Origin of the sequence: Flavobacterium sp. FlaQc-48 (assembly GCF_044007335.1) — a bacterium.
Taxonomy (GTDB): domain Bacteria; phylum Bacteroidota; class Bacteroidia; order Flavobacteriales; family Flavobacteriaceae; genus Flavobacterium.
Genome location: NZ_JBIPCR010000026.1, coordinates 25263 through 40390, shown reverse-complemented (window position 1 = coordinate 40390; position 15128 = coordinate 25263). Strand labels below are relative to the sequence as shown.

Annotated in this window: 16 protein-coding genes; 1 reads left to right on the top strand and 15 read right to left on the bottom strand. The window is 33.0% G+C overall.

Annotated elements, in window-relative coordinates:
- Positions 1-11: 11 nt before the first annotated feature.
- The 8 genes from ACHRWY_RS25965 to ACHRWY_RS25930 all read right to left on the bottom strand — a co-directional run bounded on the left by ACHRWY_RS25965 (position 12) and on the right by ACHRWY_RS25930 (position 5952).
- Entirely contained in the window at positions 12-563 is a 552-nt protein-coding gene (locus ACHRWY_RS25965) for a TerD family protein (protein WP_395358640.1), read from the bottom strand.
- A 12-nt stretch (positions 564-575) separates the two neighbouring features.
- Positions 576-1541: a hypothetical protein gene (locus ACHRWY_RS25960; RefSeq protein WP_395358638.1), complete on the bottom strand. Its 966-nt coding sequence runs from the start codon at positions 1539-1541 to the stop codon at positions 576-578.
- Between the two features lie 24 nt (positions 1542-1565).
- Entirely contained in the window at positions 1566-2654 is a 1089-nt protein-coding gene (locus ACHRWY_RS25955) for a toxic anion resistance protein (RefSeq protein WP_395358636.1), read from the bottom strand.
- 6 nt (positions 2655-2660) lie between these two features.
- A complete protein-coding gene (locus ACHRWY_RS25950; RefSeq protein WP_395358634.1) occupies positions 2661-3269 on the bottom strand; it encodes a TerD family protein in 609 nt (202 codons plus the stop codon).
- Between the two features lie 4 nt (positions 3270-3273).
- Positions 3274-3828, bottom strand: a complete 555-nt coding sequence (locus tag ACHRWY_RS25945; RefSeq protein WP_395358632.1) for a TerD family protein — start codon at positions 3826-3828, stop codon at positions 3274-3276.
- Between the two features lie 4 nt (positions 3829-3832).
- Positions 3833-4639 carry a phosphoribosyltransferase family protein gene (locus tag ACHRWY_RS25940; RefSeq protein WP_395358630.1) on the bottom strand — a complete coding sequence of 269 codons (807 nt, stop codon included), beginning with the start codon at positions 4637-4639 and terminating at the stop codon, positions 3833-3835.
- A gap of 2 nt (positions 4640-4641) precedes the next feature.
- Entirely contained in the window at positions 4642-5307 is a 666-nt protein-coding gene (locus tag ACHRWY_RS25935) for an HAD family hydrolase (protein ID WP_395358628.1), read from the bottom strand.
- Positions 5308-5376: 69 nt separating this feature from the next.
- A complete protein-coding gene (locus ACHRWY_RS25930; RefSeq protein WP_395358626.1) occupies positions 5377-5952 on the bottom strand; it encodes a TerD family protein in 576 nt (191 codons plus the stop codon).
- 302 nt (positions 5953-6254) lie between these two features.
- Between ACHRWY_RS25930 and ACHRWY_RS25925 the strand changes: the two genes are divergently transcribed.
- The gene (locus tag ACHRWY_RS25925; protein ID WP_395358624.1) at positions 6255-6638 is read left to right on the top strand and encodes a DUF983 domain-containing protein; all 384 of its coding nucleotides are present in this window, start codon (positions 6255-6257) and stop codon (positions 6636-6638) included.
- On the opposite strand, the gene ACHRWY_RS25920 is transcribed toward ACHRWY_RS25925, so the two are convergent.
- The 7 genes from ACHRWY_RS25920 to ACHRWY_RS25890 all read right to left on the bottom strand — a co-directional run bounded on the left by ACHRWY_RS25920 (position 6619) and on the right by ACHRWY_RS25890 (position 15126).
- A complete protein-coding gene (locus ACHRWY_RS25920) occupies positions 6619-7692 on the bottom strand; it encodes an NAD(P)/FAD-dependent oxidoreductase (protein ID WP_395358622.1) in 1074 nt (357 codons plus the stop codon). The genes ACHRWY_RS25925 and ACHRWY_RS25920 overlap by 20 nt on opposite strands.
- Positions 7693-7767: 75 nt before the next feature.
- Positions 7768-8757 carry a gliding motility protein GldN gene (gene gldN / locus ACHRWY_RS25915; RefSeq protein ID WP_395358708.1) on the bottom strand — a complete coding sequence of 330 codons (990 nt, stop codon included), beginning with the start codon at positions 8755-8757 and terminating at the stop codon, positions 7768-7770.
- A gap of 213 nt (positions 8758-8970) precedes the next feature.
- Positions 8971-9960, bottom strand: a complete 990-nt coding sequence (gldN, locus tag ACHRWY_RS25910) for a gliding motility protein GldN (protein ID WP_395358706.1) — start codon at positions 9958-9960, stop codon at positions 8971-8973.
- Positions 9961-10005: 45 nt separating this feature from the next.
- Positions 10006-11547: a gliding motility protein GldM gene (gldM, locus tag ACHRWY_RS25905; RefSeq protein WP_395358620.1), complete on the bottom strand. Its 1542-nt coding sequence runs from the start codon at positions 11545-11547 to the stop codon at positions 10006-10008.
- 51 nt (positions 11548-11598) lie between these two features.
- On the bottom strand, positions 11599-12246 hold the full coding sequence (gene gldL, locus ACHRWY_RS25900; RefSeq protein WP_395358618.1) for a gliding motility protein GldL: 648 nt from the start codon (positions 12244-12246) through the stop codon (positions 11599-11601).
- A gap of 61 nt (positions 12247-12307) precedes the next feature.
- Positions 12308-13711 carry a gliding motility lipoprotein GldK gene (gene gldK / locus ACHRWY_RS25895; RefSeq protein WP_395358616.1) on the bottom strand — a complete coding sequence of 468 codons (1404 nt, stop codon included), beginning with the start codon at positions 13709-13711 and terminating at the stop codon, positions 12308-12310.
- Between the two features lie 263 nt (positions 13712-13974).
- On the bottom strand, positions 13975-15126 hold the full coding sequence (locus ACHRWY_RS25890) for a formimidoylglutamase (RefSeq protein WP_395358614.1): 1152 nt from the start codon (positions 15124-15126) through the stop codon (positions 13975-13977).
- Between the last annotated feature and the right edge of the window lie 2 nt (positions 15127-15128).

Genomic DNA, 15128 nt, shown 5'->3' with positions numbered 1-15128 from the left:
AATGTTTATAATTAATTAAATTTATTTAAATAATCCTGTAAGCCGCCTTTCATTCCGATACCAACAGCCTCAAATTTCCATTCGTTATTTCTTTTGTAAATTCTTCCAAACTCAACTGCTGTTTCAATAGAAAAATCTTCATCAAGTTCGTATTTCACTAATTCAGTATTGGTTTGATCAAGAATTCTGATGTATGAATTTCTGATTTGTCCAAAGTTCTGTCTTCTTGTATCAGCATGATGAATCGTTACAACAAATGAGATTTCACTAACGTCCGGAGATATGGTAGACAAATCAATTTGAATCTTTTCATCATCTCCATCTCCTGCACCTGTTAAATTATCTCCTGTATGAATTACGGATCCATCAGGCGATTTTAGATTATTGTAGTAAACAAAATGGTTATCATTTGGAATTTTTCCATTAGCCCCAACTAAAAAAACCGAAGCATCTAAATCAAATCCTTCTCCTGTACTACTTGAATTACTGTCCCAACCCAGTCCTACAGTAAATTTTGGTGCATCAATACTTTGTCTTTGACCTTTTTCTAAATTAATTGCCATTTTATTTATCTTTTACTTTATATTAATATTTAACATTGTTTTTAAAATATTCGTTTGCTCGTCGACATTTTGTAAATCTTCTAAAAAGTCGACCGACGATATTTTATTTAAATAATCTTTTAATACCTCTTGTACACTTTCCTGAAGAGACGTTTTAATAGTGCTTAACTCTAATTCCAGCAAAGTATTTTTCTCCTGCAATTGCGCTATAATTTCTTCTTTTGCAGAATTATTTTTTGAAAAGTCTACTTCTTTTTCCATGTCTTTTTCGATGAAAGAAAAAGATTTTTCGTTTCCAACAAAAATGAACTTATCGTTAGAATCTCTAAATTCGTAAACTTCAATGATTTCATTATTACAGACTAAACCACATAAAAATTTAATCTTAAAATTGAGTATGTTAAGTCGGCCTAAAAGCTTTTTTTCAAACTTAGCATACTTGTTTTCATAATTTTTTTTATCGCCCGAGGTTAGCTTTTCATATTGATCAATACTAATCTCCCTGTAATATTCTGATTTAATTCCATCAGAGAAGGCTATGATATCGTGCCAGTCAAAAAAACTATTATTATCTGATGCAAAAATCTGATACAGTTGTTCAATTTTCTTTGCCATCTTTTGGGCATGGTCCCTTGTTTGTTCAGAGAATTTTTCTTCTCCAATTTCAAACTTCAGTTTCGATATGATATCACTATTGATATATATTTCATCTGAAACGAGATTGTACTGCTGTTCTTTAGACTTTTTAATCTTTTGAAACAAATCAATCAGACTATTTGTAAACTGAATATGGAACAATTCCAGTTTATTAATGTCTAATGTCTGGTTCTTCTGAAAAAGAGAATGAATTACTTTTGTTCTTACCAAAACGCCAACAAAGTCCTTGTGGTTAAAAAAATTGGACAACAATTTTAAAACCACAAGTTTTCTGTTACTATCTTTTATTATTTGAACGTACCTTTCCTCTTCCTCTTGCATTCAATTTATTCCTTCCTTATTCTATTAGCTTACCACTCCTTTTCTTAATTCTGTTTCAAGGCTTTGCAATCCGGCATCCAGCTGTCTTCTTGTTTCTGCTCCCTGATCGTGAATTTGTTTTACTTCGGTTAAAGTATCTATTAATGATTTTGTAGTCATTTTTAAAGTTTCTAAAGACACTACCGTTTTTTCATTTTCTTTAGCTACCTCAATACTGTTTTGTTTTAACATTTCAGCATTTTTCTGCAAGATCGTATTGGTTGTTTCGGATACCCTTCTTTGAACTTCAATATTTTGTTTTTGTCTTTGAAGTGCTACTGCAAGAGTCAATTGGTTTTTCCAGACTGGCATTGTAGTCGTCAGGATAGACTGTGCTTTTTCAGCAATAGAAGTGTTGTTGTTTTGTACCACACGAATCTGCGCTAAAGACTGCAGTAAAATAAAACGGACAATTTTCATATCGGCCAGACGCTTGTCCAGACGATTGATAAAATTTCTTTTATCTGAAATTTGATAATCCTGATACTGTGTTGGGTTTCCTTCCATTACGGCCAGTTCTTCTCCCAATTCCTTAAAGCGAATCTGACCTGCAATAATATGTTTTTCCATTTCTTTAATAAGACCAACATTACCGTCAAACATCGTTTGAAGTGCACTGTTATCTTTTGCAGAATTGATCATTCCGGCCTTAACTTTATTACTGATTTTATCAATATTAACCGTAATTTTATCGTATTGCTGGAATAATTTTTTTACATCTATTACTAATTTATTCAGCAAGGGAACTTTAGACAAAAATCTTTTAAAGGGGCCCTGATCAAGCTGATCAACATCTACATAATTCAATTCTGTCAACAAATCGTTAATCAAAGTCCCAACTTCCCCAGAGTTGTAAGTTCTGACGTTGGTTAAAAAAGTATCACTTTGTTTTGCGATAGAATTCTGAATTTCAGCTCCGTAGTTTAGGATCGAATTCGCATCATTTTCGTTTAACTGATTTGAAATCGATTTAAAACTATTTACTTCCGCTTCTGAGATTGAAGTTAAATTCACATTCCCATCTTTGTCAATCAAAGCGGTATTTTCCTGAGTAACTAATTGATTTTCTTCCATTTTAGTTTATAGATGATTTTGTTGAATTGTAACGATAGTCTGCTCTAACTTTTTATCATTGGTTGGAACTCCAACTGCACTAAATTTCCATTCGTCATTTCTTTTATAAAACACTCCTAAAACCATAGAAACATTTCCGGCAAAAGTTGCATCGTTTGCAATATCAAAACGTGCAAATTCCTGGCTAACTCTTGTAGGTGTTCCTTCGTAAATACGGATAGAAGCAAAAGGGATATCTTTAAAATCCTGTCCTCTGAAACTGTTTATAAAAAATGCAACATGGTTTGCTGCCGGCGTTAATTGCGAAAAATCTAAAGTAATCACTTCATTGTCTAAACCGTCATCTCCATTTAAATCTCCTGTTAAATCATCTCCGCTATGTTTAATAGCACGATCATTTGATATTAATTTTCTGAAATTTACAGAATCAATATGATTTTTTTTATCATCATAAATGGCACAACTTGCATCTAAATCTACCGCTTCTTTTTTGGTCCCAAAAAGTCCTTTTTTCTGAATTGCACCCCAGTTTACACCAACACAAATGTTTTGTAGTTTAGTACCGTTACTTTTTTCAAGATTTATACGTTGTCCTTTTTCTAAATTAATTGCCATGTTTTTAGTTGTATTTATTTAAATAATCTTCTAATCCGCCTTTCATTCCAACGCCCATTGCTTCAAATTTCCATTGACCGTCTTTATTGTAAATTCTTCCAAATTCAACTGCAGTTTCAATAGAGAAATCTTCTTCCAGTTCGTATTTAACCATTTCAGTATTATTGCTGTCATCTACAATTCGGATAAATGAGTTTCTGACTTGTCCAAAATTTTGTTTTCTGGTTACAGCATCATGAATTGTTACTACAATACAAATTTCTTTTACAGCAGGGTTTATTTTAGTCAGGTCAATTTTTACCTGTTCATCGTCTCCGTCTCCGTCTCCGGTTAAGTTATCCCCTGTATGAATAACGGCATCGTCCGGAGATTTAAGGTTATTGTAAAAAACAAAATGAGCATCAGATATAATCTTTCTGTTGTCCCCTAATATAAAAACCGAAGCATCAAGGTCAAAACCTGATCCTGTACTGCTATTGTTGGTATCCCATCCTAAACCAATGGTAAATTTTGGTGCGTTTATATTTTCGCGTTGTCCTTTTTGTAAGTTGATAGCCATAGTTTTAATCTATTTTTATTACATTAATATTTGTTTTATATTCTAAAATCTGGTGATAATTGTTGCTTATCGCCAAATGAAATAATTCATCACTTTTTTTAGAAGAAATATTACTCACTAAAAAACCAAACTCCTCTTCGTTCAAACTTAAAATGAATTTTACTATTCTGGTATTGTATTGAAAATGTTCACTATTGATCACCGAAATGATGTCTTTAACATTTTTAATATCAAAATAATTATAATGGTTTTCAATTTTAGGATGAATGTCCTTATTAGCGAGTTCAGCGAAGTAAACAAAAATAAAATCTCCCTTTACATGATACTGATTCAATATCTTATTTACCGTATGTTCATGACTGCCCGTTATTTTAATGTCATCTACAAAAATGCAGAGTTTATCGTTAATAAAATTGCGATCGATATAATACGTATCATTTGATATAAGATTCACTCTTTCGTTAAAATCTAAATTCCCATAATCGGTAACATAAGTCTGATTTCTGTAGATCTTGGACTCGATACTGGCTTTTTTACCGTTTTTAAACAAAAAGCTGTTTAGTTCTTTTTTGAAATAATAGCATAAAAAATTTGAAGCCGTTGGTATTGACAAATACGGACTTGGTAAAATAACAATCTCTTCATCAGAAAGAAGTAAATCCCTAAACTGATCTACAAATCCGGCAAATAAATCTTTGGCAAATTTTTCAGCATAGAATTTATCCCCAAACTTAAACCGGCTGTATTCTTTCTCCTCAAACGGACAATTATCTTTTTCAAGAATTTTATGTAAGCTATAACTTTTATTCACTTTTAAATTTTTAATAGGTGCGCTTCAAATCCAAAATTGACTGCGCCATTATAATCTGCAATACTGTTATCACCAATATGCAGCACTTCATTTTTCAACACTTTTTTAGATTCATTCAGCTGATCAAAAACCAACTGAAAAATTTCTTTATTTGGTTTTGAGAACCCTGCTTCATCAGAATAAATCTGAAAAGAAATAGAATCTGTCAACTCATAATAAGACAGCAGTTTTCTTAAACTTTTTCCTTTTATGAACCCTGTATTACTCAATATATTAATTGACTTTCCCTGTTCTACTATCTCTTCAAACTGAAGCTTAATCTCCGGAAAAATCAATTCTGGCTTATAATTAAAAAACAAGGCTTCTGTCTGATCATAAAACTCAGCCAATCTCTCTACTCCGTTTGAACTTAAATCTACTTCGAGAGCGCCTAAAATTAGGTAATAAATTTCATACGTACTTAAATTTAACCCTGTTTTTTCGTTAATGTTATTGCACAAAACGTCATAATACCGCACTACCTCGGTTACTTTTTCGATTGGTGCATTTATTTCAAAGAAATCTTTAAATAATAAATTTCTCTTTTGTTTAAACTCAGGATTAGATCGTATTAACGTCAACCATAAATCAAAGGAAAGATGGTGATATTTGTTGTAATTTAATTTCAAAATATGCTTTTAAATATCGAAACATAGTGTTCCTAATGTGTATAATGATACGGCTTTTACTTCGCTGTATTACTTTATTATTTCTCCGGAATAATATTTTTCAAGAAAGAATCCTAAATCTGCTTTATACCCAATCCCTGAAGCTTCAAATCGCCATTGATCATTACGTTTATACAACCTTCCGAATTCAACTCCAGTCTCCACTGAAAAATCTTCATCTAATTCATATTTAGCAATTTCCTGACCATTAGCATCATCCACAATTCTAATATAGGAATTTCTAACCTGACCAAAATTTTGTCTTCTTCTTTCAAAATCTTCAATAGTGACCACAAAAAGAATTTCCTGTACATTGGTATCAATCTTACTTAGGTCTACTTTTATTGCTTCGTCATCGTCACCGTCACTATTTCCCCCTGTCGGATCATCACCGGTATGCTCTAATGCACCATCAGGAGATGTTAAATTATTATAAAAAACAAAGTATTTTTCGCCTAGAAGTTTACGGTCACCATTTATCATTATAGCAGAAGCATCCAGATCAAATTCGTGCCCTGTTCCTTCATTAGGATCCCAGCCCAGGCCTACAGAAATTCTGGACAATCCAATATCAATTTTTTGTCCTTTTTGTAAATTTATTGCCATTATTATAAATCTTATTAAATTTTAAATTATACAATGATACAAAAAAGCATACTAAGTAAAAATGAGGGTTTCCGTAAAAGCAGAAATATTTATTAACAAATTGATGATTTCAGGCAAAAAAACTACCAGAACACTAAAAACTCTATCACTTTTTTCGAATAAGAGTTACAACAAATAAGTATCTTTGCATCTCATCTGCTTTGTAAGATTTATAATTAACAATTCCATCAATATAAGAAAAGGGATTGTTACCTGAAAAAAGAAAAAAATCTTCGATATCACATCAAATAATACTTATACGAATGTTCAACCAAGGATCAAAACTAAACAGCATTTTAACAGGAAGTTGTCCGAGATGCCAAAAAGAAAGCATGTACTCAGACCGAAATCCTCTTCACTTGACTAAGGTGCTAAAAATGAACGAAAATTGCAGCCACTGCGGATTAAGATATCAAATTGAACCTTCATTCTTTTATGGTGCAATGTATGTCAGTTATGGATTAAATGTAGCGGTTGGAATCGCGGCATTTATCATTTCTTTTGTCTTTTTGGGAGCAAGTATAGAAGAATCTTTTATAGCGATAGTGGTAACCTTAATTCTACTGTTTCCATTTGTTTTGCGACTTTCCAGAAATTTATATATTAATATGTTTGTCTCTTATGATCCTAAGGCCGGTCAAAAGTAAGGGTCTTTAAATATTTTTTATGAAATCGCTGAATATTAACTTCAGGACTTAGCGGAATTTCATTTTCTACAAGATCAAACAGCGCTTGCGCCATTGCAGGCCCAAGCATTACACCCCGCGTACCTAAACCGTTAAGAATATGAAGTGATTTGCGTTCATGATGTGTCCCTATTAAAGGCCTTCTGTCTTTAACCGTTGGCCGGACTCCCGCAAAATGCTTTACGATTTCAAAATCACAGGTTATAATCTCTTTTATACGCTCGAGAAGTTCTTGTTTTCCTTCTTCAGTTGGCAGATCTGTTTTATCCTGCCAATTGTAAGTGGCTCCTACTTTAAAAAGATTATTACCCAGAGGCAATATAAAAACACTGGTATTAACAATAACATCCATATCAAGATCGGGAGCTTTTATGATAAACAATTCTCCCTTTGTACCATCTAATGGTAAATAGTTGAAAAACGGATTTTTGTGCAAACCGAAACCTTCTGCAAAAATAACATGGCGCGCTTTGATGTTTTTATACTGAATTCCAAAATCAAAAAACTCAATTAAACAACTGTCAAAAAACTCTTCTAACAATAAATTATTATCTGTCAAATATTGCTTGTAACGATCTAACAACAAAGCAGTATCAACATAACCGGTATGCAAAACTTCACCATAATCGTATGGGGAATCTATACTATTGTATTTTTTAGAAATTATTTTTGTGGATAAAAACGGAGCCAAATTTTTCTTGTCTGAAGCAGCAAACCAATTATTCTGCTCTTCTATCGAAAAGAACTTCCTTAAAATAGGGAGTTTAAAATTAAATTTTGTCTGTAGTTTAGCTTCAACCTGATCATAGAACTCATTCATCAGGATTAATTGCTCTTGCGCATCCCAAACTTCACTAAATCTCTTTAAAATCACCGGATTATACAGGCCTCCTGCTATTCTTGATGAATTTTGAGACTGGTTATCTACCAGTAAAATAGATTTATTGTTTTGAAGTGCAATTTCAGCAAATGAAATCCCTGCTAGTCCAGATCCGACAATTAAGTAATCAAGCATTGTAATAATAGATAAAATAAAAAAACTCTTACTACAAAGGTAGTAAGAGTTTTTGTTATAATGTAATACAGTCCCCTAGTAGTTCCACATATCTTCTTCGAAATTACGAATCTTCTCTTTTACTCTTTCGGATTCTAACAATTGGCTTTGAGCATTATCTTTCATATAATCTTTAATCTCACGATCACCGTACATATTTTCTTCCTTGTAAATTATGGCATTAAAATGCCTAGAATTTAAAATCTGATCAAATGAAATAGGCATTGCCGAATTACTATCATTAAAAGCTTTTGCTTCATTTAAAACGTCACGGGCATTCGGAAAGAAAACCCAGAACAATTCAATAAAATCTTTTTCATCGCTATTCATCGTGTACACATCCGGAGTTACAGGACAAATTCCAAGGAGCCGATATTTCAATTCACTTTGACGTTTATCAAAATACCAATATCCTTTAATTTTATACTGAGAAACATCAGCAGCAGTAAGATCTTGTTTCAAAATGTATTCTGCCGGTACTGTTCTTGTTGGTCCAACCGTTTGATCTACATACGAGACAACTTTCTTTTTACCCGTACCTGTAACTACCTTTTTCTTTACAACACGTGTTTTGTAATCATCAGGATATTGATTAATAAGTTCTCTGCCGGCATCTGTAGTATCAATCCGGGATAATCCACCCTGAATATCTTTCAGTGATTTCTTAGTATTAAAATAACTATCAGCATAGACCTCGGTTATTTTACCCTGTTTTATTGCTTTGGTTAAAACATCATACAGCGAGCGCCTGTCACGTCCAATATTGGCCGTATCAACCGGATAATACAACGGAAAATTAATCTTTTCATTCAAATCAATAATCTCCCAGGTAGTTTTTCCCATCAGCACATCACGATCATCTACATAGCCATACGACAAAGGCTTATCATTATCAGAAATTTCCCTCCCGGCTGACTTTTTACCAATTTGTTCAGCCGTTTTTGCATTAAGTAAATTAGGCTGTGCATAACACATAAAACCTCCTGCAATAAAAACAATAACTACTAAAAAACTTCTCACTTGCACCATAACCTTATCATTTTAAATGTCATAAGGTAAATTTACGCATAAAATTATTATTTTTCTTACATTCGATTATCAAAATAAATTAAAGAACAATTTTAAATGATATTCACAACTTAAAAACAGGGTATTAATTAATTGCAAAATCATATATAAAAGAAAAAGCTCTTACTACACAAGGCAGTAAGAGCTTTTCTTATAATGTAATTCAGATACTTAGTAGTTCCACATATCTTGTTCGAAGTTACGAATCTTCTCTTTTACTCTTTCAGATTCCAACAATTGGTTTTGTGCATTATCTTTCATGTAATCTTTGATCTCACGATCTCCGTACAAGTTTTCTTCTTTATAAAGAACAGCGTTAAAACGTCTTGAATTTAATATCTGATCGAATGAAATTGGAAGCGCAGAATTACTGTCGTTAAACGCTTTTGCTTCATGTAATGCTTCTCTCGCATTAGGGAAGAAAACCCAGAATAACTCAATATAATCTTTCTCGTCACTATTCATTGTATAAACATCCGGAGTTACAGGACAAATTCCAAGCAAACGATATTTCAGTTCACTCTGACGTTTGTCAAAATACCAGTATCCTTTAATTTTATATTGTGTAACATCTGCCGAAGTTAAATCTTGTTTCAGAATATATTCTGCAGGTACCGTTCTTGTTGGACCAACAGTTTCCTCAACATAAGAAACAACTTTCTTTTTACCTGTACCGGTCACTACTTTTTTCTTCACAACACGTGATTTATAGTCATCCGGGTATTGGTTGATTAATTCTCTACCGGCATCCGTTGTATCAATACGAGATAATGCACCTTGAATATCTTTCAAAGATTTTTTAGTATTGAAATAACTGTCGCTGTAAACTTCAGTTATTTTGCCGCTTTTAACAGCTTTCGTCAATACGTCATAAAGTGAACGTCTATCAGAACCAATATTAGCCGTATCTACCGGAAAATATAACGGAAAGTTGATTTTTTCATTTAAATCAATGATTTCCCAAGTAGTTTTCCCCATCAAGATATCTCTATCATCTACGTAACCATAAGCTAAAGGCTTATCGTTATCGGAGATAAGTTGCGCAGGAGTTTTAAGTCCTATCTGAGCAGGTGTTTTCGCGTTTAGCAAATTAGATTGCGCATAAGAAGAAAAACCTCCAGCGATAGAAACAATAGCTATTAAAAAATTTCTTACTTTCATCATGATATCATTATAAGATATTGAATGTAGTTTTACCTACTTTATTTATTGTATTTCATAAATTACCGGAGCAGTTCTTGGCAATAAATAACTACCAGCTCCAACAAGTTTAGTTTTAATTTCAGAAATAGTAACCTGATCTCCTTTTCCAGCTCTTGAAAGAATTGATTTACATTGAGCATTCAATTTATTTCCAGAAACTACCACTGTAGGTTGTCCTGCAATTTTTAAATTAAATCCAACAACATCTAAACCAACTTCAAAATCAAAGTCAAGTAATTTAGCGCCAATAGTAGCAATTTCTAAGTTAGATTTAGGTCCTTTTACAACACCCATTTCTCCTCTAATTGTTCCTGTTGGACCAGGAATACCTTTAATTCTGAAAACTTTTTTATCAGATACTGCTTTACCATCAGGTAATTTAGCCGTAACATTTATTGACACTTCAGTTCCTGAACCCGGGCTCATTTGGTATTTTCCGCTTCCTGTTTTTGTTAATCCTGGTGCAGACGCAACAACATCTTTATCAGATACTCCTGCAAATGAAATTGTTAACGGGTTAACAACACCTCTATAAACCACATTCATTTTATCAGCAGAAATAGTAGCTGAGTTTGGTCTTGGTACTACAACATATTTTCCTTCAAATTTAAGTGGAATAGTTTTACCATCTTCTAAGAATGTAAACTGTCCATTAATATTTTGCTCTCCAATACCACCAGCTGTCATCGAGATGATCGCTTGTCCGTTAGCATCAATTTTTCCAGGTCCGGTGAATGATGTAGGTTTTGTATTTTCGTCATAACGACCTAAAACCACTTTACCAGTTACAGGATCACCCTGAAAATATGCGTTTTTATCTAAAACTACAATTGCTTTATAGTTGCTGTAAGACGCAGCAGCAACAGCCGCTTTTCCTAAAGCACGGCTATAAACATCAGATTCTACTTTTTGAACGTCATTTTGCCAAGCAGAAAGCTTTGCAGCTGAAGCGATAGCAGGAAATCCTTTAAAGTGATAAGCTAAGTATTTTTCTTTTATACCTTCTTTGTTTTTTACATCAGAAACATCAAATTTTTTCTCAACTTCAGAAATAATATCAGCATATTTTTTATCTGTACCTAAAGCAGCTTTAATATCTGATTTGTATTTTTCAATTTTAGAAATGATCTGATTACCTTTTGCAGTGTAACCATCTCCTGTAAACCAATCATCAATATTATCACCTCTGTCCATAGACTCGTAAGGTAATTTTCCAGTTTCTTTATCAATTTCGAAACCTTTTACTGCTTGTGTTTTTAAACCTCCAATGTAAGTATAAAAATCTTTTGTAATTGCTTCAACTTTGTGAGCAGTTACTGCTGCCTGAGCAAATTCTCCTTTTGCCTCAGCTGCTTTTTGATCTAAAGATGTTAATAAATCTGCATTTGTTGTAACTGAAGAAGTATTAGCTGCTTCAAATTTTTCATTCATCAAACCAAAAGCCGAAATAACTTCTTTTGATACGTTCATTGCCAACATTGCGATGAAAACCAGATACATCAGGTTAATCATCTTCTGTCTAGGGGTTAATTTTCCTCCTGCCATTTTTTCTAATTAGTTCTTATTAATAAATTTAATATAATAGTTAAAAACTAATTATCCTTTGTTACTCATTGCAGAAAGCATACCACCGTAAACGCTGTTTAAAGAAGCGATATTAGCAGTCATTGATTGCATTTGTTCTTTTAATTTAGAAGCATTTTCAGCGATTTCACTGTTTGCCTGTGCATTTCTTGAAGCACTTTCTAATTGAACTTTGTATAAACTGTTCAATGATTCCATTTGCGCAGCAGCAAGAGACATTTCTTCAGCATATTTCTTTTGTCCTGCAATAGAATCTACTGTTGGAGAAATTGCTTTTGCAGCTCCTTCGAAGTTTTTGATAGAGTTTCCTAAACTTGACATCAATTCTCCGTCAATTTTAGCTTCTTTCAACATAACATCTAATTTTTGAGACAACAATCCTTGGGCGTCAGATGGAGTTTCAACTTTGTCAGTTTTTTTTCTAGCCTGACCATTAGCTAATTCAGGGTAAACAAGAGTCCAGTCTAATTCGTCTTCAACTGGTTCGAAAGCAGAAAGAGCAAAGATTAATGCCTCAGTTACCAATCCTAATGATAACATCAAAGTTCCTGTTAATGGTCCAATCTCAAAGTGAGTAATTTTGAATAAAGCTCCAATAATTACTACTGCCGCTCCCATACCATAAGCGAAATTCATTGCTTTTTTACTTAATAATGCCATAATACTTTTTTTTAGGTTTTAATTTTAAATAGATTTGATTTGGTTATTGAATTGAATTTAATTATTTACTTTTCTTTTTACCGCTTCCGGTTGTTTGGGTTCCCATGTAATCCTGTACAGTTCTGAAACCAATATAACTCCTTGCAGAATCTGCATATTCGTGGTCACGTGTACTTACTTGTAAGAAGTAGGCAACATCTTTCCATGATCCTCCACGAACTACTTTTCTTTGATTGTTTCCGTCAATTACGTTAGGGTTCATAGTAGAAACGTACTCATAAGCATTTGGATTGTAAGCTGAATCTGTCCACTCTGAAACGTTTCCTGCCATATTGTATAATCCGTAACCATTTACTTCGTAAGACTTAGCTTCTACTGTATACAAAGCTTCATCAGCAGCGTAATCTCCTCTGCTTGGTTTAAAGTTTGCTAAGAAACAACCTCTGTCACTTTTAGTGTAAGGACCTCCCCAAGGGTAAGTAGCAGATTCCAGACCTCCTCTTGCAGCATACTCCCATTCTGCCTCAGTTGGCAATCTGAATGCATTTACTAAATCACGTCCTTTTTTCTTAGATTTAATGTAGCTGTTTTTGTTCAAGGTTCTCCAGGCACAGAATGCTTTAGCTTGTTTCCATGTTACTCCTACTACAGGATAATCTCCATAAGCTTTATGCCAGAAATAATCATTGTGCATTGGCTCATTATATGAATAAGCGAAATCTTTGATCCAAACGGTTGTATCAGGATAAACGCTAACTTGTTCTGTTTTAACGAAGTCTTTTCTTTTTCCAACTTTAGCTTTTGCAGCAGCCTGAATATCCATCCAAGAATAACGGAATTTCAATTTATTTACATCAATTGTTCTTAAACCATTGTATGATTCTTCAATTGGCAAATACATAGAATCCATTACTTCAGCGTAATACTCATCCGGATAAGCTTTAGTATCTTTAATTAACTTCACTTTTTTGTTTAACTTTCTTCCAGCATAAGGATCGTCTTTTGTTCCTACACTATAATAGTTATCATACATATATTTATCATAAGCCGTCATTTTGTCCGGCTCTGAATCATTAAATGCATAATCTGAAATACTACCGCCCTTTTTACCTTTATCACCAGTCGATTTTTGTCCGGTTTCATCAGCTAAAATTGCAAGACGTACTCTCATTGTAGAATCTTTTACCCATTCTACGAACTGACGATATTCGCTGTTAGTAATCTCAGTTTCATCCATGTAAAATGAACGAACTGTTACTGTTTTAGTCGGAGCATCTTCTACATTAGCTAAATCAGCATCTGATTTACCCATAATAAAAGACCCACCTGGAACCAATGTCATTCCATAAGGCTTTTCAGGATGCCATTTACCTCCTGTAACACCAACCAACTCACCTTTGTCTCCTGACTTACCACAGCCAATTACTAGTGTTAACATTGCTGCAAATGCAATAAACTTCTTCATATAAATTTGGGATTATCTATTCATTATTATACGTCCGTAAACGTATTTATTATTTATCTAAAAAACAATACTAGTTGCGAAATTTATTTTACCGTTCAAAAATAATGTTAAATAAAATAAAAAAAAAATATTTCATCGATAAACTAACACAAAAAATCGACGTAAAACGTTAAATTTTATACTATATATTTATTTTCCTACTAATTTTTATTAACAATTTTTTAGAAATTTTAAAAAATTATGATTTTCGCTAAAATTTTGCGCTATAAAGCATTTTTTCGCTGTGCTTTCCACCATCGTTCTGGCAATTCCTGGTTACAAGCGCTCAAATATTCGTCGTAAGAACACGGTAATAACGTGTTTCTTTTTAATTTATTGTGACCATTAGATTCAAACGGAATTTCGATCCACCAACGATCTGTTTTGTCACTTTTATAAAAAACAAGTTCTTCCTCTTCGAGCGGAACAATATATTTTAAATACGTTGCTCTGCTACCAAATGGATATTCTTTAGAACGATAATGATATCCTTCTATAAAATACCAGATCATTTGGGCAATAATTACCGCCTCAGGTGCCGTACTATGATGATTAAAAATTCCAAAACAAGAAACTTTATCACTAATTCCTGCATATCTGGCTAACGAACAAATCTCTTTTCCATTGAAACCATTTGGCTCAAAAGACACCATATTACCTGATTCTGATGATTTTACCGAATTTAAATCAATACTAACCAAATCAGCATCCCTAAAAACAGGTTCTGCCAATGCAATATTGTTTGAGATTTCACCTAAACGATAGGCATCAAAAAATAATTTCTCGATCAGATCAATCTCTTCCTGTGAATTATAATAGGTCTGATACCCTACATTACAATAGTTAAAAAGATTATTAGGTTCATCTATAATAATTTTAGTCAGATAAGAATTAGCCGAAACTGTTTCATTCTCTTTCCCAAAATCAAACTTATTATCTACTGCAACCATGTTTACCATTTGCTCTAAATCATCATAAGCACGATACAAAGCATAGGTCAAATCCTGCGAACCTCCCAGGACTATAGGAATTACTTTATTCTTAATTAATGCAGACGTTACCTTTTTTAATGCAAAGTAAGTATCCTCTACAGAATCACCTGGCAGAATATTTCCCAGGTCAGCAATAGAAGCATCCCAGTTTCCGGGAAACATACTATACAATCTCTTGCGAACTGCATTTAAATTAACCTCGTTAATCACATTGCTGTTACGACGATCTTCTAAAACGCCAACGATCGCAATTGTAATTTTACTAATATCAGGAAACTGATCTTGTGTATGCAAAACAATCTTGCTACCCAATTCTTGTGAAGACAACGAATCAATGAATTTTAAAATCCCTTCATTAACTGGTTCTAAAAAATCAAACTCCATTT

Coding starts and splice junctions, on each gene's coding strand:
- ACHRWY_RS25965 (WP_395358640.1), bottom strand. CDS start 563: ATGGCAATTAATTTAGAAAAAGGTCAAAGACAAAGTATTGATGCACCA.
- ACHRWY_RS25960 (WP_395358638.1), bottom strand. CDS start 1,541: ATGCAAGAGGAAGAGGAAAGGTACGTTCAAATAATAAAAGATAGTAAC.
- ACHRWY_RS25955 (WP_395358636.1), bottom strand. CDS start 2,654: ATGGAAGAAAATCAATTAGTTACTCAGGAAAATACCGCTTTGATTGAC.
- ACHRWY_RS25950 (WP_395358634.1), bottom strand. CDS start 3,269: ATGGCAATTAATTTAGAAAAAGGACAACGTATAAATCTTGAAAAAAGT.
- ACHRWY_RS25945 (WP_395358632.1), bottom strand. CDS start 3,828: ATGGCTATCAACTTACAAAAAGGACAACGCGAAAATATAAACGCACCA.
- ACHRWY_RS25930 (WP_395358626.1), bottom strand. CDS start 5,952: ATGGCAATAAATTTACAAAAAGGACAAAAAATTGATATTGGATTGTCC.
- ACHRWY_RS25925 (WP_395358624.1), top strand. CDS start 6,255: ATGTTCAACCAAGGATCAAAACTAAACAGCATTTTAACAGGAAGTTGT.
- ACHRWY_RS25920 (WP_395358622.1), bottom strand. CDS start 7,692: ATGCTTGATTACTTAATTGTCGGATCTGGACTAGCAGGGATTTCATTT.
- gldN (WP_395358706.1), bottom strand. CDS start 9,960: ATGAAAGTAAGAAATTTTTTAATAGCTATTGTTTCTATCGCTGGAGGT.
- gldM (WP_395358620.1), bottom strand. CDS start 11,547: ATGGCAGGAGGAAAATTAACCCCTAGACAGAAGATGATTAACCTGATG.
- gldL (WP_395358618.1), bottom strand. CDS start 12,246: ATGGCATTATTAAGTAAAAAAGCAATGAATTTCGCTTATGGTATGGGA.
- gldK (WP_395358616.1), bottom strand. CDS start 13,711: ATGAAGAAGTTTATTGCATTTGCAGCAATGTTAACACTAGTAATTGGC.
- ACHRWY_RS25890 (WP_395358614.1), bottom strand. CDS start 15,126: ATGGAGTTTGATTTTTTAGAACCAGTTAATGAAGGGATTTTAAAATTC.